General features: G+C 22.5%; 34 protein-coding genes and 3 pseudogenes. 19 read left to right on the forward strand and 18 right to left on the reverse strand.

The window, feature by feature from the left end; translation table 4 throughout:
- Positions 1 to 5 precede the first annotated feature (5 nt).
- From ABWV63_RS01940 to ABWV63_RS01975, 8 genes and pseudogenes are all read right to left on the reverse strand, one after another.
- Positions 6 to 851 (reverse strand): IS630 family transposase, encoded by an 846-nt coding sequence (locus ABWV63_RS01940; RefSeq protein WP_353306599.1) that lies wholly within the window; start codon positions 849 to 851, stop codon positions 6 to 8.
- A 167-nt stretch (positions 852 to 1,018) separates the two neighbouring features.
- Positions 1,019 to 1,366 carry a hypothetical protein gene (locus tag ABWV63_RS01945; protein WP_353306600.1) on the reverse strand — a complete coding sequence of 116 codons (348 nt, stop codon included), beginning with the start codon at positions 1,364 to 1,366 and terminating at the stop codon, positions 1,019 to 1,021.
- A gap of 84 nt (positions 1,367 to 1,450) precedes the next feature.
- Positions 1,451 to 3,286 (reverse strand): ABC transporter ATP-binding protein, encoded by a 1,836-nt coding sequence (locus ABWV63_RS01950; RefSeq protein ID WP_353306601.1) that lies wholly within the window; start codon positions 3,284 to 3,286, stop codon positions 1,451 to 1,453.
- Between the two features lie 38 nt (positions 3,287 to 3,324).
- Positions 3,325 to 3,879 (reverse strand): annotated as a pseudogene (locus ABWV63_RS01955) (hypothetical protein).
- Entirely contained in the window at positions 3,872 to 4,717 is an 846-nt protein-coding gene (locus tag ABWV63_RS01960) for a site-specific DNA-methyltransferase (protein WP_353306602.1), read from the reverse strand. The pseudogene ABWV63_RS01955 and the gene ABWV63_RS01960 overlap by 8 nt, the downstream one beginning before the upstream one ends.
- 131 nt (positions 4,718 to 4,848) lie before the next feature.
- The gene (locus ABWV63_RS01965; RefSeq protein WP_353306603.1) at positions 4,849 to 5,946 is read right to left on the reverse strand and encodes a nicotinate-nucleotide adenylyltransferase; all 1,098 of its coding nucleotides are present in this window, start codon (positions 5,944 to 5,946) and stop codon (positions 4,849 to 4,851) included.
- Positions 5,946 to 6,845: a deoxyribonuclease IV gene (locus ABWV63_RS01970; protein ID WP_353307148.1), complete on the reverse strand. Its 900-nt coding sequence runs from the start codon at positions 6,843 to 6,845 to the stop codon at positions 5,946 to 5,948. Before ABWV63_RS01970 ends, ABWV63_RS01965 begins: the two co-directional genes overlap by 1 nt.
- A gap of 19 nt (positions 6,846 to 6,864) precedes the next feature.
- On the reverse strand, positions 6,865 to 8,223 hold the full coding sequence (locus tag ABWV63_RS01975) for a DEAD/DEAH box helicase (RefSeq protein ID WP_353306604.1): 1,359 nt from the start codon (positions 8,221 to 8,223) through the stop codon (positions 6,865 to 6,867).
- A gap of 279 nt (positions 8,224 to 8,502) precedes the next feature.
- On the opposite strand from ABWV63_RS01975, the gene ABWV63_RS01980 reads away from it, so the two are divergent.
- The 3 genes from ABWV63_RS01980 to ABWV63_RS01990 all read left to right on the forward strand — a co-directional run bounded on the left by ABWV63_RS01980 (position 8,503) and on the right by ABWV63_RS01990 (position 9,580).
- A complete protein-coding gene (locus ABWV63_RS01980) occupies positions 8,503 to 8,667 on the forward strand; it encodes a hypothetical protein (protein WP_353306605.1) in 165 nt (54 codons plus the stop codon).
- Positions 8,668 to 8,683: 16 nt separating this feature from the next.
- Entirely contained in the window at positions 8,684 to 8,995 is a 312-nt protein-coding gene (locus ABWV63_RS01985; RefSeq protein ID WP_353306606.1) for a hypothetical protein, read from the forward strand.
- Between the two features lie 69 nt (positions 8,996 to 9,064).
- Complete coding sequence (locus ABWV63_RS01990) at positions 9,065 to 9,580, forward strand: hypothetical protein (RefSeq protein ID WP_353306607.1); 516 nt, start codon at positions 9,065 to 9,067, stop codon at positions 9,578 to 9,580.
- Between the two features lie 335 nt (positions 9,581 to 9,915).
- Here the strand turns inward: ABWV63_RS01990 and ABWV63_RS01995 are convergent.
- From ABWV63_RS01995 to ABWV63_RS02015, 5 genes and pseudogenes are all read right to left on the reverse strand, one after another.
- A pseudogene (locus ABWV63_RS01995) lies at positions 9,916 to 10,065 on the reverse strand (transposase); the annotation flags it as partial.
- A 46-nt stretch (positions 10,066 to 10,111) separates the two neighbouring features.
- Positions 10,112 to 10,450: a transposase gene (locus ABWV63_RS02000; protein WP_353306608.1), complete on the reverse strand. Its 339-nt coding sequence runs from the start codon at positions 10,448 to 10,450 to the stop codon at positions 10,112 to 10,114.
- A 309-nt stretch (positions 10,451 to 10,759) separates the two neighbouring features.
- A complete protein-coding gene (locus ABWV63_RS02005) occupies positions 10,760 to 11,167 on the reverse strand; it encodes a transposase family protein (RefSeq protein WP_353306609.1) in 408 nt (135 codons plus the stop codon).
- Positions 11,168 to 11,264: 97 nt separating this feature from the next.
- Positions 11,265 to 11,453 carry a transposase family protein gene (locus ABWV63_RS02010; protein ID WP_353306610.1) on the reverse strand — a complete coding sequence of 63 codons (189 nt, stop codon included), beginning with the start codon at positions 11,451 to 11,453 and terminating at the stop codon, positions 11,265 to 11,267.
- A gap of 34 nt (positions 11,454 to 11,487) precedes the next feature.
- Complete coding sequence (locus ABWV63_RS02015; RefSeq protein ID WP_353306611.1) at positions 11,488 to 11,613, reverse strand: hypothetical protein; 126 nt, start codon at positions 11,611 to 11,613, stop codon at positions 11,488 to 11,490.
- A 91-nt stretch (positions 11,614 to 11,704) separates the two neighbouring features.
- Between ABWV63_RS02015 and ABWV63_RS02020 the strand changes: the two genes are divergently transcribed.
- Positions 11,705 to 11,809, forward strand: a complete 105-nt coding sequence (locus tag ABWV63_RS02020) for a transposase (protein ID WP_353306612.1) — start codon at positions 11,705 to 11,707, stop codon at positions 11,807 to 11,809.
- Positions 11,810 to 11,818: 9 nt separating this feature from the next.
- Complete coding sequence (locus ABWV63_RS02025; RefSeq protein ID WP_353306613.1) at positions 11,819 to 12,157, forward strand: transposase; 339 nt, start codon at positions 11,819 to 11,821, stop codon at positions 12,155 to 12,157.
- 54 nt (positions 12,158 to 12,211) lie between these two features.
- Here the strand turns inward: ABWV63_RS02025 and typA are convergent, their stop codons facing one another.
- The 3 genes from typA to ABWV63_RS02040 all read right to left on the reverse strand — a co-directional run bounded on the left by typA (position 12,212) and on the right by ABWV63_RS02040 (position 15,257).
- On the reverse strand, positions 12,212 to 14,056 hold the full coding sequence (typA, locus tag ABWV63_RS02030; protein WP_353306614.1) for a translational GTPase TypA: 1,845 nt from the start codon (positions 14,054 to 14,056) through the stop codon (positions 12,212 to 12,214).
- A gap of 348 nt (positions 14,057 to 14,404) precedes the next feature.
- Positions 14,405 to 14,812, reverse strand: a complete 408-nt coding sequence (locus ABWV63_RS02035; RefSeq protein ID WP_353306615.1) for a transposase family protein — start codon at positions 14,810 to 14,812, stop codon at positions 14,405 to 14,407.
- Between the two features lie 7 nt (positions 14,813 to 14,819).
- Complete coding sequence (locus tag ABWV63_RS02040; protein WP_353305692.1) at positions 14,820 to 15,257, reverse strand: transposase family protein; 438 nt, start codon at positions 15,255 to 15,257, stop codon at positions 14,820 to 14,822.
- Between the two features lie 249 nt (positions 15,258 to 15,506).
- On the opposite strand from ABWV63_RS02040, the gene ABWV63_RS02045 reads away from it, so the two are divergent.
- The 11 genes from ABWV63_RS02045 (at position 15,507) to ABWV63_RS02095 (ending at position 20,184) form a co-directional block, all read left to right on the forward strand.
- Positions 15,507 to 15,707, forward strand: a complete 201-nt coding sequence (locus ABWV63_RS02045) for an IS630 transposase-related protein (RefSeq protein ID WP_353306616.1) — start codon at positions 15,507 to 15,509, stop codon at positions 15,705 to 15,707.
- 107 nt (positions 15,708 to 15,814) lie between these two features.
- Positions 15,815 to 16,303 carry an IS630 family transposase gene (locus ABWV63_RS02050; protein ID WP_353306617.1) on the forward strand — a complete coding sequence of 163 codons (489 nt, stop codon included), beginning with the start codon at positions 15,815 to 15,817 and terminating at the stop codon, positions 16,301 to 16,303.
- 163 nt (positions 16,304 to 16,466) lie between these two features.
- Positions 16,467 to 16,691, forward strand: a complete 225-nt coding sequence (locus tag ABWV63_RS02055; protein WP_353306618.1) for a transposase — start codon at positions 16,467 to 16,469, stop codon at positions 16,689 to 16,691.
- A 90-nt stretch (positions 16,692 to 16,781) separates the two neighbouring features.
- Positions 16,782 to 17,528: an IS1595 family transposase gene (locus tag ABWV63_RS02060; protein WP_353306619.1), complete on the forward strand. Its 747-nt coding sequence runs from the start codon at positions 16,782 to 16,784 to the stop codon at positions 17,526 to 17,528.
- Between the two features lie 213 nt (positions 17,529 to 17,741).
- Positions 17,742 to 18,179, forward strand: a complete 438-nt coding sequence (locus tag ABWV63_RS02065) for an IS3 family transposase (RefSeq protein WP_353306620.1) — start codon at positions 17,742 to 17,744, stop codon at positions 18,177 to 18,179.
- Positions 18,157 to 18,549: an IS3 family transposase gene (locus ABWV63_RS02070; RefSeq protein WP_353306621.1), complete on the forward strand. Its 393-nt coding sequence runs from the start codon at positions 18,157 to 18,159 to the stop codon at positions 18,547 to 18,549. Before ABWV63_RS02065 ends, ABWV63_RS02070 begins: the two co-directional genes overlap by 23 nt.
- Before the next feature lie 107 nt (positions 18,550 to 18,656).
- Positions 18,657 to 18,785 carry a hypothetical protein gene (locus tag ABWV63_RS02075; protein ID WP_353306622.1) on the forward strand — a complete coding sequence of 43 codons (129 nt, stop codon included), beginning with the start codon at positions 18,657 to 18,659 and terminating at the stop codon, positions 18,783 to 18,785.
- Positions 18,786 to 18,867: 82 nt separating this feature from the next.
- A complete protein-coding gene (locus tag ABWV63_RS02080; protein WP_353305542.1) occupies positions 18,868 to 19,131 on the forward strand; it encodes a hypothetical protein in 264 nt (87 codons plus the stop codon).
- Positions 19,074 to 19,304, forward strand: coding sequence for a hypothetical protein (locus ABWV63_RS02085; protein WP_353305844.1), 231 nt, complete (start codon positions 19,074 to 19,076; stop codon positions 19,302 to 19,304). Before ABWV63_RS02080 ends, ABWV63_RS02085 begins: the two co-directional genes overlap by 58 nt.
- A 7-nt stretch (positions 19,305 to 19,311) precedes the next feature.
- Entirely contained in the window at positions 19,312 to 19,533 is a 222-nt protein-coding gene (locus ABWV63_RS02090; RefSeq protein ID WP_353305571.1) for a transposase, read from the forward strand.
- 510 nt (positions 19,534 to 20,043) lie between these two features.
- Entirely contained in the window at positions 20,044 to 20,184 is a 141-nt protein-coding gene (locus ABWV63_RS02095; RefSeq protein ID WP_353307149.1) for a transposase, read from the forward strand.
- A gap of 678 nt (positions 20,185 to 20,862) precedes the next feature.
- Here ABWV63_RS02095 and ABWV63_RS02100 read toward each other — a convergent pair.
- A complete protein-coding gene (locus ABWV63_RS02100) occupies positions 20,863 to 21,003 on the reverse strand; it encodes a hypothetical protein (RefSeq protein ID WP_353306623.1) in 141 nt (46 codons plus the stop codon).
- Between the two features lie 31 nt (positions 21,004 to 21,034).
- On the reverse strand, positions 21,035 to 21,208 hold the full coding sequence (locus tag ABWV63_RS02105) for a hypothetical protein (protein ID WP_353306624.1): 174 nt from the start codon (positions 21,206 to 21,208) through the stop codon (positions 21,035 to 21,037).
- A gap of 111 nt (positions 21,209 to 21,319) precedes the next feature.
- On the opposite strand from ABWV63_RS02105, the pseudogene ABWV63_RS02110 reads away from it, so the two are divergent.
- The 3 genes and pseudogenes from ABWV63_RS02110 to ABWV63_RS02120 form a co-directional block, all read left to right on the forward strand.
- Positions 21,320 to 21,787: pseudogene (locus ABWV63_RS02110) on the forward strand (transposase); the annotation flags it as partial.
- Positions 21,788 to 21,888: 101 nt separating this feature from the next.
- Entirely contained in the window at positions 21,889 to 22,152 is a 264-nt protein-coding gene (locus ABWV63_RS02115) for a hypothetical protein (RefSeq protein ID WP_353306625.1), read from the forward strand.
- A complete protein-coding gene (locus tag ABWV63_RS02120) occupies positions 22,095 to 22,310 on the forward strand; it encodes a hypothetical protein (protein WP_353306626.1) in 216 nt (71 codons plus the stop codon). Before ABWV63_RS02115 ends, ABWV63_RS02120 begins: the two co-directional genes overlap by 58 nt.
- Positions 22,311 to 22,323: the final 13 nt, after the last annotated feature.

The raw sequence follows: 22,323 nt of genomic DNA on the forward strand, positions 1-22,323 counted from the left end.
GATTACTAAAGATTACCAATATTTGGTCAATAATTTGGTAATATTTTTCTTATATTATGTTTTATAACAAATCAAAAATGTTCAATTGGATTTAAATTAGGGGAATATGGTGGAAGAAATAATAGTTTGCATCCAACATTTTCAATTAATTGTTGTGCTAATTTAGATTTATGAAACGTTGCATTATCTAAAACTATAATTTGTCCACGATTTAATACTGGAATTAGTATATTTTTTAAATATGATTCAAAAATTTTACTGTTGCAATGTCCTTCAAATGCTCATAGGGCTTTTAATTTACCTTTATTTAGTGAACCAATTATACTCATTCTTTTTATTTTATATGCGGGTTTATTATCAAATAATCTTTTACCTTTTTCAGATCAACCATATTTATAAAATTCATTATCATCAATTCCAGATTCATCAATATATACTAAATCTTCATTCATTATTTTAGCTATTTCTTTTAAAAAATCTTCTTGTTTATTTTTATCTCTTTGTTCATATAGAAAAGTTTTTTTATATGTATAATTTAGTTTTTTGAAATAGTTATAAACTGTTTCTTTAGTCATATCACCCAATTTTTCAATTACTTTTTGAACTGTAACATCTTTATTTTGCGCTAAATAATTTTTTAATTCATCTAAATCCTTTATTTTGTGGCTATGTCCTTTTTGATAATTCAAAATTGGTTTTATATGCCCAGTTTCTTTTTTTCTTTTTCTTCATAAGAATAAAGTCTTTCTAGTGATATTGAACACTTTACAAATTTCTTTAATTTTCATGTTTTTACTTTCATAGGCTTCTATTACTTTTCTTCGTAAGTCTTCACTGTATGGTTTTGGCATAATTTAATCTTCCTAATCTATTTTAAATATTGCTGAATTGTACTTTTAAATTAAAAAACTGTTTAAATTACATATTATTATTTTACATTATTTATAAGTAAACATTACTTTAGTTAGCTATATATTATAGTACTTTTAGGGAAATTCTTCAATTATGAGTTAAATATTTATTTTAATTTTATTTTTTTAGTTAAATTTTTACTTTTATATATGTTTAAAATTTCAAAAGAAAAATAAACAAGTTCATACACATCATATAAATAATTTACTAAATTTTTAATATTAGTGATTATACTACATTTAGATTTTTCTAATATAATTAAATCATTACTAATAATTGTAATATTAACTCTAGAATTTCGTAATTTTTGTATTTGGTTTTGATCATAAGATCACTTTTTTTCTTTAGAAGCCTCATTTAATAAAACTGAACCAAAAAATTTATATATTCATATATAAATTTCTAATTTAACTATTGCGTTAAGTTTATCTTCATAGTAATTATTATTTTTCATATTATTATATTTCTTACTAAATTTGAAAATATTAATTTTATTTTTTAATTTAAATATGGGAATATTAATGATTCATTAAAAATTTTACCCCATAATTCCAGCTTCATATAAATGTTTAAAGTGACCTTCTTTAACTTTTAATTCATCAAAAGTACCAACTTGAACTAAACCTTTTTCTTTTTCTAAAACTAAAATCTTATCAACAGTTTTAATTGTTGATAAACGATGGGCAATAATAATACTAGTACGACCAATCATTAATTTATTAAATTGTGCTTGTATTTCCTTTTCTACAATATTATCTAAAGCACTAGTAGCTTCATCTAAAATTAATAGTTCTGGATTTTTTAAAAAGATACGAGCGATAGCTACTCTTTGTTTTTGACCACCAGATAAGTTAATCCCACGTTCACCTAAAATTGTATTATAACCATTAGGTAATTGTTCAATGTAATCATGTAAGTTAGCTTTACTTGCAGCAATTTTGATTTCTTCTAAAGTTGTTCCTTGCTTAGTATAACTAATGTTTTCGGCAAATGTGCCAAATAAAATTTGTGGATCTTGTTCAATATAGCCAATATGATGTAAGTATTGTGCTAATTCAATATCACGTAAATCATTATTATTATTAATTAAAATCCTTCCTTCAGCAGGGTCATAGTAACGTAGTAATAACTTAGAAATAGTAGTTTTTCCGACACCAGTTGCACCAACAATAGCATAACTTTTACCTTTTTCAAAAGTGAAAGAGAAGTTATTTAAAATTCAGTCTTCTTTTTCATCGTAGCGGAAATTAACATTTTCAAAAATAATATCACTAGTAATTTGTTTTACTGGTAAGGATTTTTCTTTATTAACTATTTTTGGTTTAATATTAAGAATTTCATTAACTCTTAAAATTGAAGTTGATGTTTTAGCTCAATTACCTAAGAATTGAATACTTTGAATAACTGGAAAAATTAAAGTGTTGACTGCTAATAAAAAAGCAATTAGTGTTGGAATACTAATGATGTGTTTACTTACAAACATGAAACCAGCAACTAAACCAACAATGTTAATTCCTGTTAGTAATGTAATTAGTAATGCTCTAGTAAAACTTTCAAAAGTAATAGTTTTTTTTGCTGCTTGGTAATATTTAAGATGTTCATTAGAAAATCTTTTATTTTCACTTTTTTCTGTAGCATTACTTTTAATTAAAGTAATAGTATTTAGTCGATCAGTAATATCAGCATTAACTTCAGTATAAACTTTTCTTCATTTATAGTTTAAATAACGAATAATTTGAACATTTAATACTGATATTATTAAAATTGATAAAACAATACCTAAAACAATTAATGATAATTGTCAATTTAAAGAAAAAATAACGTAAATTGAACCAAAAAAGGTCACAATTGAACTAAGCATAGTTAAAGGAATAGATTGCATGTTTTCACCAATAACACTAGTATCACTAATTAGTTTTGTTAAAGTGTCACCAATTTTGCGGTCTTCATAATATGACATATCTAAATCTAGTAAATGTTTTAAAACTTTATTTCGATATTCAATTTCAACTTTAACACCAATAATGCTTCCTGTTAAATTACGAAAGTACATAAATAACCCTGATGCAATTTGTAAACTAATTAAAATATAAGCTAAAGTAGTAATTTTTTCTCATTGAAAACCATCGGGGGTAACTAAAAAATTATTAGTAATTTTAGGAATAATTACTGAAATTATTGAAGAAGAAATAGTGGTTAGTATTGCAATTAGATAAAGTAGCGGATATTTTTTAAAGTATTTAATAACTGCGCTTAAGAAACCACTTTTTTTTATTTTTAATTCGTTATAATCGGTCATGCTTTTTTTTATTTTTGCTGTTCTTTTTTCTTTTTTCGGCGAAGCAGTAATTTTTGTTTTATTTTTTTTGGACATAATATTTGATCTCCTTATTAATAATTTATTTTGATTTTTTATAGCGGTAAACCCAATTCTTTTAATGGAATATAATTAAAAAAATAACGACAATTACTATCTATTATATAATTTAAAGTATCTTTATATTCTGGTTTTTTAAATCAATCACTTAATAAATATCAGTATTAAATTTTGTAATTTAATATTGATAAAAGTTTTTGTCATTTTTTTCTTTTAAAATCACAAGTTTGTAGTTTTTCATCAACACTTCCAGCAACATTTTGTGTTTTAATTTCAATAATAAAAAAAGTATTATTCTTATATACAAAAATACTGTCATCTGGTAGTAATTTTTTTGATAAAAAGTAATTTCAGTTTAAATTGTGGTCTTTTTATAAATAAACATAGATTGCATTTTTTTTGAAAATATTAGCAACATGTTCTCCCATATAAAACAATTCAAATGCATCATTTCGTTTTAAATTGTGAATTTCAATCATATTTTTAATTTCATAATTTTCCTGTTTTTTAAAAAATGAATATAACTCTTTTTCCCATTCAAAAGCGAGACCAGTTTTTGTATTTGCACCACCGATTCCATTTTTAACCATTATTATCATCCAATCTTTTTTTTGCTAGATAAAAATATTCAATATTATTTTCAATTCCTATGAAATTTCTATTGTGCATTTTACATGCAAGACCAGTTGTGCCACTACCCATAAACGGATCTAAGACAATATCATTTTCATTAGTACAAGCAATTATAATTCTTTTTAAAAGATCTAATGCTTTTTGTGAAGGATGTTTACCATAAATTTTTTCAAATGGTTTAGGTGTAGTTATTGCTCAAACACTTCGCATTTGCTTATCTTCATTCTTAAAATTATCTTCTTCTCATTTAGAATATTTCATATCTTTGTAATTAAAAACATGTTTAGAATTGCTATCTTTTTTTGCTCATATTAATGTTTCATGACTAGCAGTAAAATTTCTACAACCAATATTAGGTGTACAATTAGGTTTGTATCAAACTATATCATTAAGAATGTGAAAATTTAGTTTTTGTAAAATAAAACCACAAATATAAATAGAATGATAAGTTCTGGTGGTTATTAAAGTTCCATTTGGTTTTAAAATTCTTTTGCATTCTTTAATTCATTTTTGATGAAATTTATAATTTTCAAGAAAACCTTTACTTTTATCTCATTCACCTTTATTAACAGATGTTCTTTTGCCGGCGTTAACACTATAACCATCATTTGATAAAAAATAAGGTGGATCGATAAAAATAAAATCAACTAATTCATTTTTCATTTTTTTCATTTCAACAAAACTATCTCCAAAAATAAGATTTATTTTTTTAACTTGATTTGAATTTGAATTATCTATTTTAAGTTTAACTGTTTTTTCATTTTTGGTTTCTAATTCTTTACTCACTAAACTCATTATTAGTACTCCTTAGTTACAATTATTTGTTTATATTATTACAATACTATTTAGTTTATTAAACTTCCCTTTTCTTTAATATTATATATTAAATAATTAATAAATAAGTATTTTACTAGCGATACTATTTGTTAATTTTTATTACTTCACGCTTCATATATTGTTAAAAACTTATTATTTAATGGTTTTTTTTGTTCTAGTAAATGTTTTTTTAAAATTTCTAGATAGTATTTAAAAGCAACAGTTAAATCTTGAAAGGCAAGTTTTCTTAATTCTTCAACATAATAATGGTTACGTTCAATTGATATTTTATCTGCTAATAATACTATTAATTCTAAAGGTTTCATTTCGGTTGCACCAGTAGTGTGTCTAGCAATTGCATGAAGAACTAAATCATCATGGTACTGATAATGATTTTTTAAATACAATGCCGCTACATAACCATGTCAAACTGGAAATGGTTCTTGTAAAATTTCTTTATTATATTTTGTTAAATATTTAGTCATTTTATTTTTACTTCATTGTTTGCAAAGGTCATGATAAGTTCCAGCAATTAGCGCTTTATTAGCATCTTCATTATAATGGATTGCTAATTTAACAGCCATTTTACCAACATTAATACAATGTTCAGTTCTATTGTTATCCAAATTTGCTTTTAAACGCTCATAACTATATATTAAATTATTGTTAATATAATCATTAATTTTAATATCAATTTGATTAATAATTTCATCATTTCTAATTTTGGCAGAGCTAATATCACTACTTGGTCGAACTACTAAATTTTGACACTTGTATTTTGACATTAGTTCTAATGTTTTACGATAATGAGGGCGATTAACAACAATAATTTTAACTAAATTAATTAACTGTTCAATTCCTTGTCATTTATTTAAGGTATATAAATTATCAGAACCGATAATAAAAAAAAAATTGTGATTTGGATAGTTTTCAATAAAGTAGTTAATAGTATTAATAGTATAACTAGGTTGTTTACTTGTTAGTTCATAATCATTTAATTTTATTCAAGAATAGTTTTTAATAACTAAATTAATCATATCAAATCTTTGTTGATCGCTGGCACTGACACTATCTTTTAACGGATTTTGTTTTGTTGGTAAAATTCAAACTTCATCAAGTGAAAGTTTATGATAGGCTGTATTTGCAATGTTCAAATGTTGATTATGAAATGGATCGAAAGTTCCACCAAAAATACCAATTCTTTTCATTATTTGCCAGTTCCTAATGATTCTAAAATTTCTTTATTATATTTTTTTGTTCTTATCATTTTAATTTCATGTAAATAAGGTGGATGACGGTTAATTCATGGCGTTTCTAAAATTTTTATTTTAGTAAGCAACAATGGATGGTAAATAATGTTAATTAAAGTTTGAAAACCAAGGTAACCCATTCCTAAGTTAGCATGACGATCTTTGTGAGCATTGATTGGGTTTTTAGAATCATTAACATGAATAACTAATAATTTATCTAATCCAATAAGCTGATCAAATTGTTGTATTACTTGTTCTAAATTATTATTAAGATCATAACCAGCATCAGATAAGTGGCAAGTATCTCAACAAACTCCAATTAGTTCTTGTCTTTTTACATTATTAATAATATATTGAAGTTGTTCAAAAGTAGTTCCTACTTCACTACCTTTTCCTGACATTGTTTCCAAAGCAATTTTTACAGTTTGTTTTTCTAAACATGCTGCATTTAGTCCTTTAACAATTTGATCTAAAGCAGTTTGTGGTAAAGCACCAACAGCGCTACCTGGATGTAAAACCAAAGTTTTAATGCCAATATCTTGACAGCGAATTATTTCTTGTTGTAAGAAATCTACTGCTAATTGGTAAGTACTTTTGTTAATACTATTAGCCAGATTAATAATGTAAGGAGCATGAACAATAAGATTATTAATATCAATATTTTTTTCAATTAGTTTTTCTGTAAATTCTTTAATAAATAATGCTTTGGTTGGTTTACGAATTGTATTTTGTGGAGCACCTGTATAAAACATAAACGTATTGGCATTATAACTTAGAGTTTCTTCAAGAGCACCTAATAAATATTTTGGTGCTTTCATTGAAACATGAGTTCCAATAATTAATTTGTTATTTTCCATCTTGCTTCTTCTTTCATTATTAATTTTCATCAAAAAGTTTTTTTCTTCTTGCAATTGCTTGTGTTTTTTTAATTTTCTTAATTGATGCTTTAATGTGTTGTTTTCTTGTTTCTTTTTTTATTGCTTCTAAATCTTTATTAAATTTTTTCTTATAACCAGGAGTTACATTTTTATTTTTTTTAAAGCGATTAATAACATATTGCTCTTCTTTATTTATTTCTATTTTTCGTTTATGAGCAACTATGTTGTCATTAGTAATTTCTGGTAGTAACTTATTATCTTTAATTTTATAGTATTCTATTGGAACATTTAAATTTTTTAACTTATGAATAGTAGAATTATCACTCTTATCATAAAATACATAAGAAATACCTGAATAGTTAGCTCGTCCTGTTCGCCCTGCTCGATGAAAATAATATTCTAGATTATTTGTCGGTAATTGTAAAGAGATAACATGAGATACCCCTTCAATATCAATACCACGTGCTGCAATATCTGAACAAACAACATATTGATATTCAAAATTTTTAATACGTTTAAAAGTTTGAGAACGTTCTCGTACTGGTAATCCACCATGTAAGATTGCTATTTTTTTATTTTCTTCAATTAAGATGTTTGCAATTTCTTCAATATTTTCTTTGCTATTAACAAAAATTAAACATAAATAAGGATCAAACATTGTTAATAATGACTGTAGTTGTTTTTTACTATCTTGATGATGACGATTAATAAAAATATGTTTAATTTTTTGAGATTTATTATCAATACTAATTGTAGTAGCGTTAGTAATATATTTTTTTAATCAAGTAACTAGTTGGGGTAATATTGTTGCTGAAAAAGTCATAATTTGAGTATTTTTATTCATTTTAGTAATTAAAAAATCTAAATCTTCCATGAATCCCATATCAAATAACATATCACATTCATCAATAACCAAAGTGTTAGTAGTAGTAATTGCTAACATATTAAGTTCATATAAACGTTTTAATCTAGTTGGAGTGCCAATTACAATTTGTGGTTGATTATTACTTAAATTATTACTTTGACGAATAATATCTTTGCCACCCACTAAAGAAGCAATGCTAATATTTTGATCTTTGATTAAAGCTTTTAAAAAATTGAACGTTTGTTGAGCAAGTTCACGAGTAGGTGTAATAATAACTGCTTGTGTTACTTTTAAAGTAACATTACATTTATTTAAAATTGGAATTAAATAAGTATGAGTTTTGCCACTACCAGTAGCACTTTTAATAATTAAGTTTTTATTAGTTAATGCTAAAGGAATAATTTTGGTTTGGACTGGTGTTGGATTAATTAGTTTTTCTTTTTTTAAATTTTCAATTAGTCATGGTTGTAAATTAAATTGTTGAAATGACATACGTTCACCTTTTTTTTAATGCAATATTAATATTTTATCTTATTTTTACTAAGTTCTTTAAAAAAAAGATAAAAAACTTTATTAAAAGTAATAATAATTACTATTTTAATGTTTAAGATTATTAATTTTCAAAAAATAAAAAACACATCAGTAATTTATACAATTAATTTTTTATCTAAATTTCTACTCTAATAAAAGTAAAATGTCAATAGAATATTTTTAATCATGTAAAATTAATTTAGAAAAAATTTAAGGGCTTAGAAAAGGGGTTTGTAATTTATGTCAGAAGAAGATGAAGAAGAAAAGAAAAAGAAGAAGAAATCAACAAAAATTATTGTTGGTCTTATCGGCTCTGCAGCTTTAATTGGATCCACCATCGCTGGTGGTATGACAGCTATTGCTGAAACAGAAGGAGAAAAAGAAGAAGAGGAAGAAAAAAAATAAGAAAAAATTAAATGATTTGATTTCTAAACAATCATCAATTAGTGATAATAAAGGAATTTTAGCAGTAATTTTCAAAAACAAAACAAATCCGCAATTAAAACCTGAAGACAAATTAAGAATGACAAGTCCAGAAACTGTAAAGGAGGTTATTAAAGAGAGATTAATTGAAAATAATCAACAATCAAATTTAATAAAAGAAAAAATTATTTTAGGTGATTTAAAATATAATAATATGAACATTAAACCAACTACTTTAACAGTTGAAATGACTTATGATGACCCTTTAGTTATTGGAAGTGTAATTTTAAATGTAATTTATCCAAAATAAAAAATAAGAAGAACTTGTTTATAAAATCACGCAAATTTATATATTAAGAAAATTTAGGGAGTTATTTATATGCAAAATAATTTAAATATAATGTTTTTATTTAATTGATCAAATTTTTCAATAAAGGACTGAATAATAATAGGATTATCAATATTATTATTAATACTAACTTTTATTTTTATTTTAGTTATTTTTCTTTTTAAAAGAAAAAGGTTTAAGTTTAAAATAAACAATATTATAATTGATAATTTAGTAAAAATAGGTAAAAATAATTATAAATTTTCAAGTAGAAATGCTTTTATACTCTTTAATGAAATTAAATCAATAATTTTAGATAAGCGTTATAAGTATTTTTATAAATTTAAAAAGAGATATAAAGATGGTAGTTTAAATAATGAACTTTTTGATATAGTTCAAAAATATTATTTAAAAAATGAAAAAGAATTAAAGAAAAAACCAAAACCTTTATTTGAAAATAAAAAAAATGATAAACCCATTGATGTTGTTAATAAAAAAGAAGATAAAAAAGTTAAATTTGTTTTTGATGATGAAGAAATGACAGTAAAAATTAAAGAAGATAAATAAAACTACTCAATTGAGTAGTTTTATTTTTTTATAACTATTTTCTTATTTTTAAAAATATGTATAAAAATTTAATACCAAATACCATAGATATTATGATATAATTATCTAAACTTAATTTAAGTTTTCAACTCATTATTTTAATTTTTAAAGTATATGGGTTTTTATTTTCGAAAGGAAGATTAAAAGATATGTATAGTAAAGTTAAAAAAAAGTATATATAGCTAACTAAAGTAATGTTTACTCATATCTTGAAAAAAATCAATCGCTTTTTTAATATTTGGTCAATAATTTGGTAATATTTTTCTTATATTATGTTTTATAGCAAATCAAAAATGTTAAATTGGATTTAAATTAGGAGAATATGGTGGAAGAAATAATAGTTTGCATCCAGCATTTTCAATTAATTGTTGTGTTAATTTAGATTTATGAAACGTTGCATTATCTAAAAATATAATTTGTCCACGCTTTCATACTGGAATTAGTATATTTTTTGAGGCTTTTTAAAAATCTGTGTATCTTTTTACAAAGTTACTAGTTTAGATTAATTCTATCTTCAAATTTTATCATAAAATGAGCAATTGCTGTATTTCAATTTTGAATGGGCAGTGTTCATTTTTTTGTTATATTTTCAATTGCTAAGTAAAATACTTTAAAAACTGCCATATCATTTGGAAAAACTTTTTTATTTCTAATAACTTTTCGTAATTGACTATTAACAGATTCAATAGCATTTGTTGTATAAATCACTCTTTTGATTTCTGCAGGATAACTAATAAAAACCATTAAATTATCTCAATTTTTATATCATGATTTAGCAATTTGAGGATATTGTTTATTTCATTTACTTTCAAAAGATTTTAAATCTTGCATTGCTTGTTATTCACTACATGCACTATAAATTGGTTTTGAATCTGTAACTAGCGATTTTCTATGTTTGTATGAAACATATTTTAAACTATTTCTAATTTGATGAACTATAGACATATTCCGTAAATAAATTTAATCAATTGTCAATAATAATATTTATAAATTTTTTAGTTTTAATAATTATAGAAGTTAATATTTTTAAAAAAATACTTTAAAAATAAATTTATATTTCAAACACAAAAATTGTTAATATTATTTTTATATTAACTTGATAAAAATTTAAATTTTTAAAAAAATATTAAAAATATTTTTTTATTTTAATGGTTTTGTTTTATTAAAAATTTCACAAAGTAAGTTAAATCTTAAGTACATAAGTCTAAATATACTTTTTCTACATTTATTTCTTAAAATTTTGAATCTTTTTAATCAAGCAAAAACATGTTCAACTTTAATTCTAATTTTTGAAATAATTTTATTGTAGATTTTTTCTTGTTTAGTTAATTTTTTATTTTTAGTTTTTTTAATTGGTAATATAGCATTTTTATAAATATTTTGTATTCCTTGATATCCCAAATCACCAATAATTATTGTTTTTTCTGAAAATTCAAGATTTGAATTTTTTAATATTTGAAAATCATGTACTTTTCCATTATCAGCAAAAATATCAACAATTTTTTTATTAAAAAAGTCATATATAATTTTAAATTTTATAGAAAACATTCAACTTTTACCAGAAAAATATTCTAACTGTAGTTTTTTTTAGTTGGTCTTTCAATTTCAATTTCAGTTGAATCAATTAAATAAAATTGAAATTCATTTAAATCTTCTTTTTTTTCTCAATTTTTGATTTATATTTTGTTTTTAAAAACTGATAATCTTTGTCATCACTAAGTTTATTTTCTACTCAAGTAATATTTCGAAAACAACTTGATGCACTCATTTTATATTTAATACTCATTTGGAAGAAAGTATAATATTCTTTTCAGTATACTAAATTCATCATCAATCTTTCTTAAACTGAAAGTTTATATTTTCTACCTTTATTTTTTTTTTAAATTTTCTATTTCAATTAATTTTGTTAACATTTCATCAAAATGAAAACGTTTTATACCAAAATATCTATAAAATTGTTCATTTTTTAATTTTTTTAAATTTTCAAAATTCATTTTTATCAACATCTTATTAATTTATTAATAAAGAAATTATAAAATAAATTTTAAATTATTAATTGACTTTTAAAAAATTTATTTACGGAATATGTCTATAGTTCATCAAATTAGAAATAGTTTAAAATATGTTTCATACAAACATAGAAAATCACTAGTTACAGATTTAAAACCAATTTATAGTGCATGTAGTTAAGAACAAGCAATGCAAGTTTTAGAATCTTTTGAAAGTAAATGAAATAAACAATATCCTCAAATTGCTAAATCATGATATAAAAATTGAGATAATTTAATGGTTTTTATTAGTTATCATGCAGAAATCAAAAGAGTGATTTATACAACAAATGCTATTGAATCTGTTAATAGTCAATTAAGAAAAGTTATTAGAAATAAAAAATTTTTTCCAAATGATATTGCAGTTTTTAAAATATTTTACTTAGCAATTGAAAATATAACAAAAAAATGAACACTGCCCATTCAAAATTGAAATACAGCAATTGCTCATTTTATGATAAAATTTGAAGATAGAATTAATCTAAACTAGTAACTTTGTAAAAAGATACACAGATTTTTCAAAATCCTCAAAAAATCGTAAGTATTACTTACGATTTCTATTTTGTTTACGTTCATTTTCAGTCAATAATTTTTTACGCATACGAATATTTTGTGGTGTTACTTCAACTAATTCATCGCTAGCAATAAATTCTAAAGATTCTTCTAAACTAAAAATAGTTGGTGGTGTTAATCTAACAGCTTCATCATTACCTGAACTTCTAGTATTTGTTAATTTTTTTGCTTTACAAGGATTAACATCTAAATCTTTATCGCGATTACTTAAACCAATAATCATTCCTTCATACACTTTAGTTTGTGGTTTAACAAATAAAGTACCACGTTCTTCTAAAGAATTTAAAGCATAAGGTAATGTTGTCCCTGTAATCATACTTACTAGAACGCCATTTCTATTATTATTAATTTCGCCTTTTAATGGTTCATATGTAAGGAAACTACGAACCATAACACCCGTTCCGCGAGTAATATTAACGTATTGATGACCAAATCCAATTAATCCTCTTGTTGGAATATGAAAAATAATTTTATCACGAACATTATCAGAATCCATATTAGTCATAATACCTTTTCTTAGATTTAAATTATTAATAACAGTACTACTATATTCAGTAGGATGATTTAAAATAATTTCTTCCACTGGTTCAGTGGTGTGTCCTTTTTCATCTTTTTTAAATACTACTTCCGGTTTAGAAATACCTAATTCAAATCCTTCGCGACGCATATTTTCAATTAAAACAGATAAATGTAATTCACCACGACCAAAAACTTTAAAACCATCAGCATTACTTTCAGATAATTGTTCTATTTTTAAACCAACATTAGTTTCTAATTCTCTTGTTAAACGTTCTTTAATTTTATTACTAGTTACTAGTTTACCTTCAGTTCCAGAAAATGGTGAATTATTGACAAGGAAATTCATTGACATTGTTGGAGCTTGGATTGTAATTGGTTCCATTGGCACAACATTATCTTTATCACAAATAGTATTACCGATTGTTATATTTTCAATACCTGCTATGCAAACAATATCGCCAGCAACAGCGTTTTTAACAGCTACTCGTTTTAATCCTTGATAAACAAATAAATATTTTACTTTTGCTTTTCTTTTTAAATCATAATCATCAACAACAATTATTTCTTGTCCTTCAGAAATAGTACCTTGAAATAATCTACCAATTCCAATTCTGCCAATAAAACTATCATAATCTAATGAACTAATTTGGATTTGTAAGGGCTCATTATATTTTACTAATTTAGAAATTTTAGCATGTTTAATAATTGTTTCAAATAATGGTTCTAAATTTTCACTTGATTGATTCAGTTCATATTGGGCAATACCTTGTTTAGTAATTCCATAAAGTGTTGGAAATTCTAACTGTTCATCATTAGCATTTAATTCCATAAAAAGTTCTAATACTTCATCTTTTACTTCTTCAATTCTTTGGTCCTTTTTATCAATTTTGTTAATCATTAAAATTGGATTTAAGTTATGTTCTAGTGCTTTTTGCAATACAAAACGAGTTTGTGGCATTGGTCCTTCAACACTATCAACTAGTAAAATAACACAGTCTACTGTTTTCATAATTCTTTCAACTTCAGAGGAAAAGTCAGCATGACCAGGTGTATCAATAATATTAATTTTTGTATTACCATGCATGATTGAACAATTTTTAGAATAAATAGTAATTCCTCGTTGACGTTCTTGATCATTATTATCCATTATTTGTTCAACAATAACTTGGTTTTGATGAAAAATATTTGATTGCTTTAATAAAGCATCAACTAATGTTGACTTTCCAACATCGACGTGTGCTATCACTGCAATATTAATAATTTTTTGTTCAGCAGAAAATTTTTCTTTTTCAGACATTATTTATCCTCCGTTATTCTTAAATTTTGACATTATATAAATTATACGAAATATTTTTAAATTTAGTAAAATAATTAAAAAAATAATTTATTTAAAGTGATTTTTTTGACATATAGCTAACTAAAGTAATGTTTACTTATAAATAATAGACATATTCCGTAAATAAATTTAATCAATTGTCAATAATAATATTTATAAATTTTTTAGTGTTAATAATTATAGAAGTTAATATTTTTAAAAAAATACTTTAAAAATAAATTTATATTTCAAACACAAAAATTGTTAATATTATTTTTATATTAACTTGATAAAAATTTAAATTTTTAAAAAAATATTTTTAATATTTTTTTATTTTAATGGTTTTGTTTTATTAAAAATTTCACAAATTAAGTTAAATCTTAAGTACATAAGTCTAAATATACTTTTTCTACATTTATTTATTAAAATTTTGAATCTTTTTAATCAAGCAAAAACATGTTCAACTTTAATTCTAATTTTTGAAATAATTTTATTGTAGATTTTTTCTTGTTTAGTTAATTTTTTATTTTTAGTTTTTTTAATTGGTAATATAGTATTTTTATAAATATTTTGTATTCCTTGATATCCCAAATCACCAATAATTATTGTTTTTTCTGAAAATTCAAGATTTGAATTTTTTAATATTTGAAAATCATGTACTTTTCCATTATCAGCAAAAATATCAACAATTTTTTTATTAAAAAAGTCATATATAATTTGAAATTTTATAGAAAACATTCAACTTTTACCAGAAAAATATTCTAACTGTAGTTTTTTTAGTTGGTCTTTCAATTTCAATTTCAGTTGAATCAATTAAATAAAATTGAAATTCATTTAAATCTTCTTGTTTTTTCTCAATTTTTGATTTATATTTTGTTTTTAAAAACTGATAATCTTTGTCATCACTAAGTTTATTTTCTACTCAAGTAATATTTCGAAAACAACTTGATGCACTCATTTTATATTTAATACTCATTTGGAAAAAAGTATAATATTCTTTTCAGTATACTAAAGTCATCATCAATCTTTCTTCAACTGAAAGTTTATATTTTCTACCTTTAGTTTTTTTTAAATTTTCTATTTCAATTAATTTTGTTAACATTTCATCAAAATGAAAACGTTTTATACCAAAATATCTATAAAATTGTTCATTTTTTAATTTTTTTAAATTTTCAAAATTCATTTTTATCAACACCTTATTAATTTATTAATAAAGAAATTATAAAATAAATTTTAAATTATTAATTGACTTTTAAAAAATTTATTTACGGAATATGTCTAATGTAAAATAATAATATTTAATTTAAACAGTTTTTGAATTTAAAAGTACAATTCAGCAATATTTAAAATAGATTAGGAAGATTAAATTATGCCAAAACCATACAGTTAAGACTTACGAAGAAAAGTAGTAGAAGCCTATGAAAGTAAAAACATGAAAATTCAAGAAATTTGTAAAGTGTTCAATATTACTAGAAAGACTTTATTCTTATGAATAAAAAGAAAAAAAGAAACTGGGCATATAAAACCAATTTTGAATTATCAAAAAGGACATAGCCACAAAATAAAGGATTTAGATGAATTAAAAAATTATTTAGTGCAAAATAAAGATGTTACAGTTCAAAAAGTAATTTAAAAATTTGATGATATGACTAAAGAAACAGTTTATAACTATTTCAAAAAAATAAATTATACATAAGACATATTCCGTAAATAAATTTTTTAAAAGAAATAGCTAAAATAATGAATGAATATTTAGTATATATTGATGAATCTGGAATTGATGATAATGAATTTTATAAATATGGTTGATCTGAAAAATGTAAAAGATTATTTGATAATAAACCCGCATATAAAATAAAAAGAATGAGTATAATTGGTTCACTAAATAAAGGTGAATTAAAAGCCCTATGAGCATTTGAAGGGCATTGCAACAGTAAAATTTTTGAATCATATGTAAAAAATATACTAATTCCAGTATTAAAGTGTGGACAAATTATATTTTTAGATAAGGCAACGTTTCATAAATCTAAATTAACACAACAATTAATTGAAAATGCTGGATGAAAACTATTATTTCTTCCACCATATTCTCCTAATTTAAATCCAATTGAACATTTTTGATTTGCTATAAAACATAATATAAGAAAAATATTACCAAATTATTGACCAAATATTAAAAAAGCGATTGATTTTGTTTTTCAAGATATGAGTAAACATTACTTTAGTTAGCTATATAATAATTATCTAAATGTTATGATTTTTGCTTTTTTTTCATTTTCATCAGTTTTATTTCTATATTTATTTTTATCATTATTGTGGATGGGTTACACTTTATTGGATACTAATTACGTAGAAAAGTGAACAAATTAGTTAAAAGAAAGGAATTATAATTATGGCCAATATTAACTCATATTCAGATGAATTTAAAAAACAAATAGTAGCTTTATATCAAAGTGGTAAGTCAGTGTCTTGTCTTTCTAAAGAGTACACTGTTACAAGAGCAGATACTTATAATTGAATTAAGCAATTTACTAATTCAGGCAGTTTTAAAACCAAAGATAACCGTTCTGTTGAAGAAAATGAATTAATTAAAGGAAATTATCCCCGCATGTACTAGTGTGGAGGAAAAAATGAATTTAAATAATTTTTCAATAGCATATTTCAAAATGAAAACGATTGTTTGAAATATATAGCGAAGTTGAAAGTAATGAAATGTATCAGGTGTGCTTCTTCTGGTTTGAATGTTTCTGATTTGAGAAGAATAAGATGTTTGAAATGTCATCAAACATTTAGTATTCTTCATGACACCATTTTTCACAAGTCACAAACAACTTTGACATCTTGGCTTTATCTCATCTTTAGATGAATAAACACAAAGCATGGTATACCATCAACAGATGTTGCAAGGGAATTGGGTGTGGCATATAAAACAGCTTGAAGAATGGGTCATGAAATCAGAACTAGAATTTGGAATCAAGATGTAGGGTTCATTGATGATGGCACAGCACAGATGGATGAAATGTATCTTTCACATGTAGGTTTTAAAAAACAAGGAAGATCCTTGTTGAATAAAACCTTGATTGTTGGAGTTTATGAGAAAATCAGTAACAAACTAATTGTTAAAGTATTGAAAAAAACAGATGAGAAAAACCTTTTATGATTTGCATTGAAACACATTTCTACTGGGTATTGTCTATTTACGGATTCTTGTAAGAGATATGAAATTTTCAAAAACTTTTATCACAAACATGAAATCGTAAATCATGAAGTTGGGTATGTGTCATCAACAGGTGTAAACACAAACCAGATTGAATCTGCATGAAAACACATCCGATGAACTTTCCGAACACACATAAAAATTTCAAAACACAATATTCATTTATATGCAAAAGAAGCTGCATATAAATTCAATAAGATACCTAGTTTTGAAACTATAATTTTGTGTTTGATTTAGATACATGTGGGGATAATTTCCTAGATAGTCTTTTATCTCCATTTATGTGATAAAATTTAAAAATAGTACATAAAGGGATAAAAACCTAATTAAATTAAGAAAATAATTAAAACAGTTACGAATGGAAAATGATATTTTAAAGCAAGCAGCGCTAATAATAGGCAGAAAATAGAAATTATTACTAAAAATAAAGTTAAATATAAAATTCGTACAATGTGTCGTTTTTTAAAAATCTCTAAATCAAAATATTATTTTAATTTCAAGAAAAAAGAAGATAAAATTCAAAATAATATGTATGATGAAACTGTTATTAGTGCTTTTAAAGAAAATAAAGAAGCTTATGGAACAAGAAGATTAAAAGTTGTTCTAAAAGAAAAGAAAATTAATTTATCAAGACGAAAAATTAAAAAAATTATGAATAAACATAATTTAATATCAAAATACACTAAATTATCATACAAAAATTATCATAATAAAGTCAATGATAGTCAAATTACTAATCTTGTTAATAGAGACTTTAATAATAGGCTTAAAAATGAAGTTATTGTTAGTGATTTAACTTATGTTCAAGTTAATGGTAAATGAAACTATATTTGCTTATTAATCGACCTGTACAATCGCGAAATTATTGGACATATTGTATGGTACTAAAAAAGATGCATCATTAGTATATCAAACATTTATGTGCTCAAATCGTTGTTTAAAAAATATTCAAATATTTCATAGCGATCGCGGTAATAAATTTAATAATAAAACTATTGATAAACTTTTATTAGCATTCAATATTACCCGCTCTTTAAGCAAAAAAGGTTGTCCTTATGATAATGCTGTTGCTGAAGCAACTTTCAAAACTTTCAAAACAGAGTTTATTAATGATAAAAATTTTACATCATTAATCAAATTAAAATTAGAATTATTTGATTATATCAATTGATACAACAACATAAGAATCCACAGCACTCTAAACTACTTAACCCCCATAAAAAACCAAGCACAAATGTCTACCAAAAAACAGCCCTAAAAAAGGTTGCCAGGTAATGTTTAGTAATCTGTGTAACTTACAAAAAATAACTATGTTTAATTAATTCTAGTAAATAAAATTAAATAACTAGAAAGAGTGAGGTACTTATGTCTAAAAAACAAAATATTAATAATAATGATCCAATATCAAAAGTAGTAGATTTATTACTAAAAAATACTGAAGATTTAACAACAGTTTTTAAAGAGGGATGTTTATATAAAAGAAATATTCCGTAAATAAATTTTTTAAAAGTCAATTAATAATTTAAAATTTATTTTATAATTTCTTTATTAATAAATTAATAAGGTGTTGATAAAAATGAATTTTGAAAATTTAAAAAAATTAAAAAATGAACAATTTTATAGATATTTTGGTATAAAACGTTTTCATTTTGATGAAATGTTAACAAAATTAATTGAAATAGAAAATTTAAAAAAAACTAAAGGTAGAAAATATAAACTTTCAGTTGAAGAAAGATTGATGATGACTTTAGTATACTGAAAAGAATATTATACTTTTTCCAAATGAGTATTAAATATAAAATGAGTGCATCAAGTTGTTTTCGAAATATTACTTGAGTAGAAAATAAACTTAGTGATGACAAAGATTATCAGTTTTTAAAAACAAAATATAAATCAAAAATTGAGAAAAAACAAGAAGATTTAAATGAATTTCAATTTTATTTAATTGATTCAACTGAAATTGAAATTGAAAGACCAACTAAAAAAACTACAGTTAGAATATTTTTCTGGTAAAAGTTGAATGTTTTCTATAAAATTTCAAATTATATATGACTTTTTTAATAAAAAAATTGTTGATATTTTTGCTGATAATGGAAAAGTACATGATTTTCAAATATTAAAAAATTCAAATCTTGAATTTTCAGAAAAAACAATAATTATTGGTGATTTGGGATATCAAGGAATACAAAATATTTATAAAAATACTATATTACCAATTAAAAAACTAAAAATAAAAAATTAACTAAACAAGAAAAAATCTACAATAAAATTATTTCAAAAATTAGAATTAAAGTTGAACATGTTTTTGCTTGATTAAAAGATTCAAAATTTTAATAAATAAATGTAGAAAAAGTATATTTAGACTTATGTACTTAAGATTTAACTTACTTTGTGAAATTTTTAATAAAACAAAACCATTAAAATAAAAAAATATTTTTAATATTTTTTAAAAATTTAAATTTTTATCAAGTTAATATAAAAATAATATTAACAATTTTTGTGTTTGAAATATAAATTTATTTTTAAAGTATTTTTTTAAAAATATTAACTTCTATAATTATTAACACTAAAAAATTTATAAATATTATTATTGACAATTGATTAAATTTATTTACGGAATATGTCTAAAGAATTAACAAAAAGATTAGTTGAAAAAATGTTGAATTCTGAAATGCAAAATTATTTAGGATATTAAAAACATCAACATAATAATAGTGAAAATGCTCGTAATGGTATAAGTTCAAAAAAATTAATAACTCAACAAGGTAAAATTGAGATTAATGTACCACGAGATCGTAATAGTAATTTTGAGCCAGTAATAGTTGCAAAAAGACAAAGAAGATTTGATGGTTTTGATCAACAAGTTCTTTCATTAGACATATTCCGTAAATAAATTTAATCAATTGTCAATAATAATATTTATAAATTTTTTAGTGTTAATAATTATAGAAGTTAATATTTTTAAAAAAATACTTTAAAAATAAATTTATATTTCAAACACAAAAATTGTTAATATTATTTTTATATTAACTTGATAAAAATTTAAATTTTTAAAAAAATATTTTTAATATTTTTTTATTTTAATGGTTTTTTTATTAAAAATTTCAAAAAGTAAGTTAAATCTTAAGTACATAAGTCTAAATATACTTTTTCTACATTTATTTCTTAAAATTTTGAATCTTTTTAATCAAGCAAAAACATGTTCAACTTTAATTCTAATTTTTGAAATAATTTTATTGTAGATTTTTTCTTGTTTAGTTAATTTTTATTTTTAGTTTTTTAATTGGTAATATAGCATTTTTATAAATATTTTGTATTCCTTGATATCCCAAATCACCAATAATTATTGTTTTTCTGAAAATTCAAGATTTGATTTTTTAATATTTGAAAATCATGTACTTTTCCATTATCAGCAAAAATATCAACAATTTTTTATTAAAAAGTCATATATAATTTGAAATTTTATAGAAAACATTCAACTTTTACCAGAAAAATATTCTAACTGTAGTTTTTTTATTTGGTCTTTCAATTTCAATTTCAGTTGAATCAATTAAATAAAATTGAAATTCATTTAAATCTTCTTGTTTTTCTCAATTTTTGATTTATATTTTGTTTTTAAAAACTGATAATCTTTGTCATCACTAAGTTTATTTTCTACTCAAGTAATATTTCGAAAACAACTTGATGCACTCATTTTATATTTAATACTCATTTGGAAAAAGTATAATATTCTTTTCAGTATACTAAAGTCATCATCAATCTTTCTTCAACTGAAAGTTTATATTTTCTACCTTTAGTTTTTTTAAATTTTCTATTTCAATTAATTTTGTTAAAATTTCATCAAAATGAAAACGTTTTATACCAAAATATCTATAAAATTGTTCATTTTTTAATTTTTTTAAATTTTCAAAATTCATTTTTATCAACACCTTATTAATTTATTAATAAATAAATTATAAAATAAATTTTAAATTATTAATTGACTTTTAAAAAATTTATTTACGGAATATGTCTAAAGAAGATTTGATGGTTTTGATCAACAAGTTCTTTCGTTATATGCCAAAGGCATGACTTTATCAGATATTAGAATGCAGTTACAAGAGTTATATCATGGTGCTGATATTAGTGAAAGTGTTATTAGTCAAATTACTGATGATGTTATTGATGATGTTGAAGCATGACAAAATCAGCCATTAGAAAGTGTTTATCCGATTGTTTATTTTGATTGTATAGTAGTTAAAGTACGACAAGATAAACGCATTATTAACAAATCAGTTTATATAGCACTAGGAGTTGATTTAGAAGGCAAAAAAGATATTTTAGGTTTATGAATTAGTGAAAATGAAGGTTATAATTTTTGATTATCTAATTTCACAGAAATGAAAAATCGAGGCTTAAATGATATTCTTATTGCTTGTAGTGACAATTTAACAGGAATGTCAGAAGCAATACAATCAGTTTATCCTAAAACAGAACATCAATTATGCATAGTTAATCAAAAGACATATTCCGTAAATAAATTTTTTAAAAGTCAATTAATAATTTAAAATTTATTTTATAATTTCTTTATTAATAAATTAATAAGGTGTTGATAAAAATGAATTTTGAAAATTTAAAAAAATTAAAAAATGAACAATTTTATAGATATTTTGGTATAAAACGTTTTCATTTTGATGAAATGTTAACAAAATTAATTGAAATAGAAAATTTAAAAAAAAATAAAGGTAGAAAATATAAACTTTCAGTTGAAGAAAGATTGATGATGACTTTAGTATACTGAAAAGAATATTATACTTTTTCCAAATGAGTATTAAATATAAAATGAGTGCATCAAGTTGTTTTCGAAATATTACTTGAGTAGAAAATAAACTTAGTGATGACAAAGATTATCAGTTTTTAAAAACAAAATATAAATCAAAAATTGAGAAAAAACAAGAAGATTTAAATGCATTTCAATTTTATTTAATTGATTCAACTGAAATTGAAATTGAAAGACCAACTAAAAAAAACTACAGTTAGAATATTTTTCTGG

Source organism: Spiroplasma ixodetis (genome assembly GCF_040369795.1).
Lineage (GTDB): Bacteria > Bacillota_I > Bacilli_A > Mycoplasmatales > VBWQ01 > Spiroplasma_E > Spiroplasma_E ixodetis_B.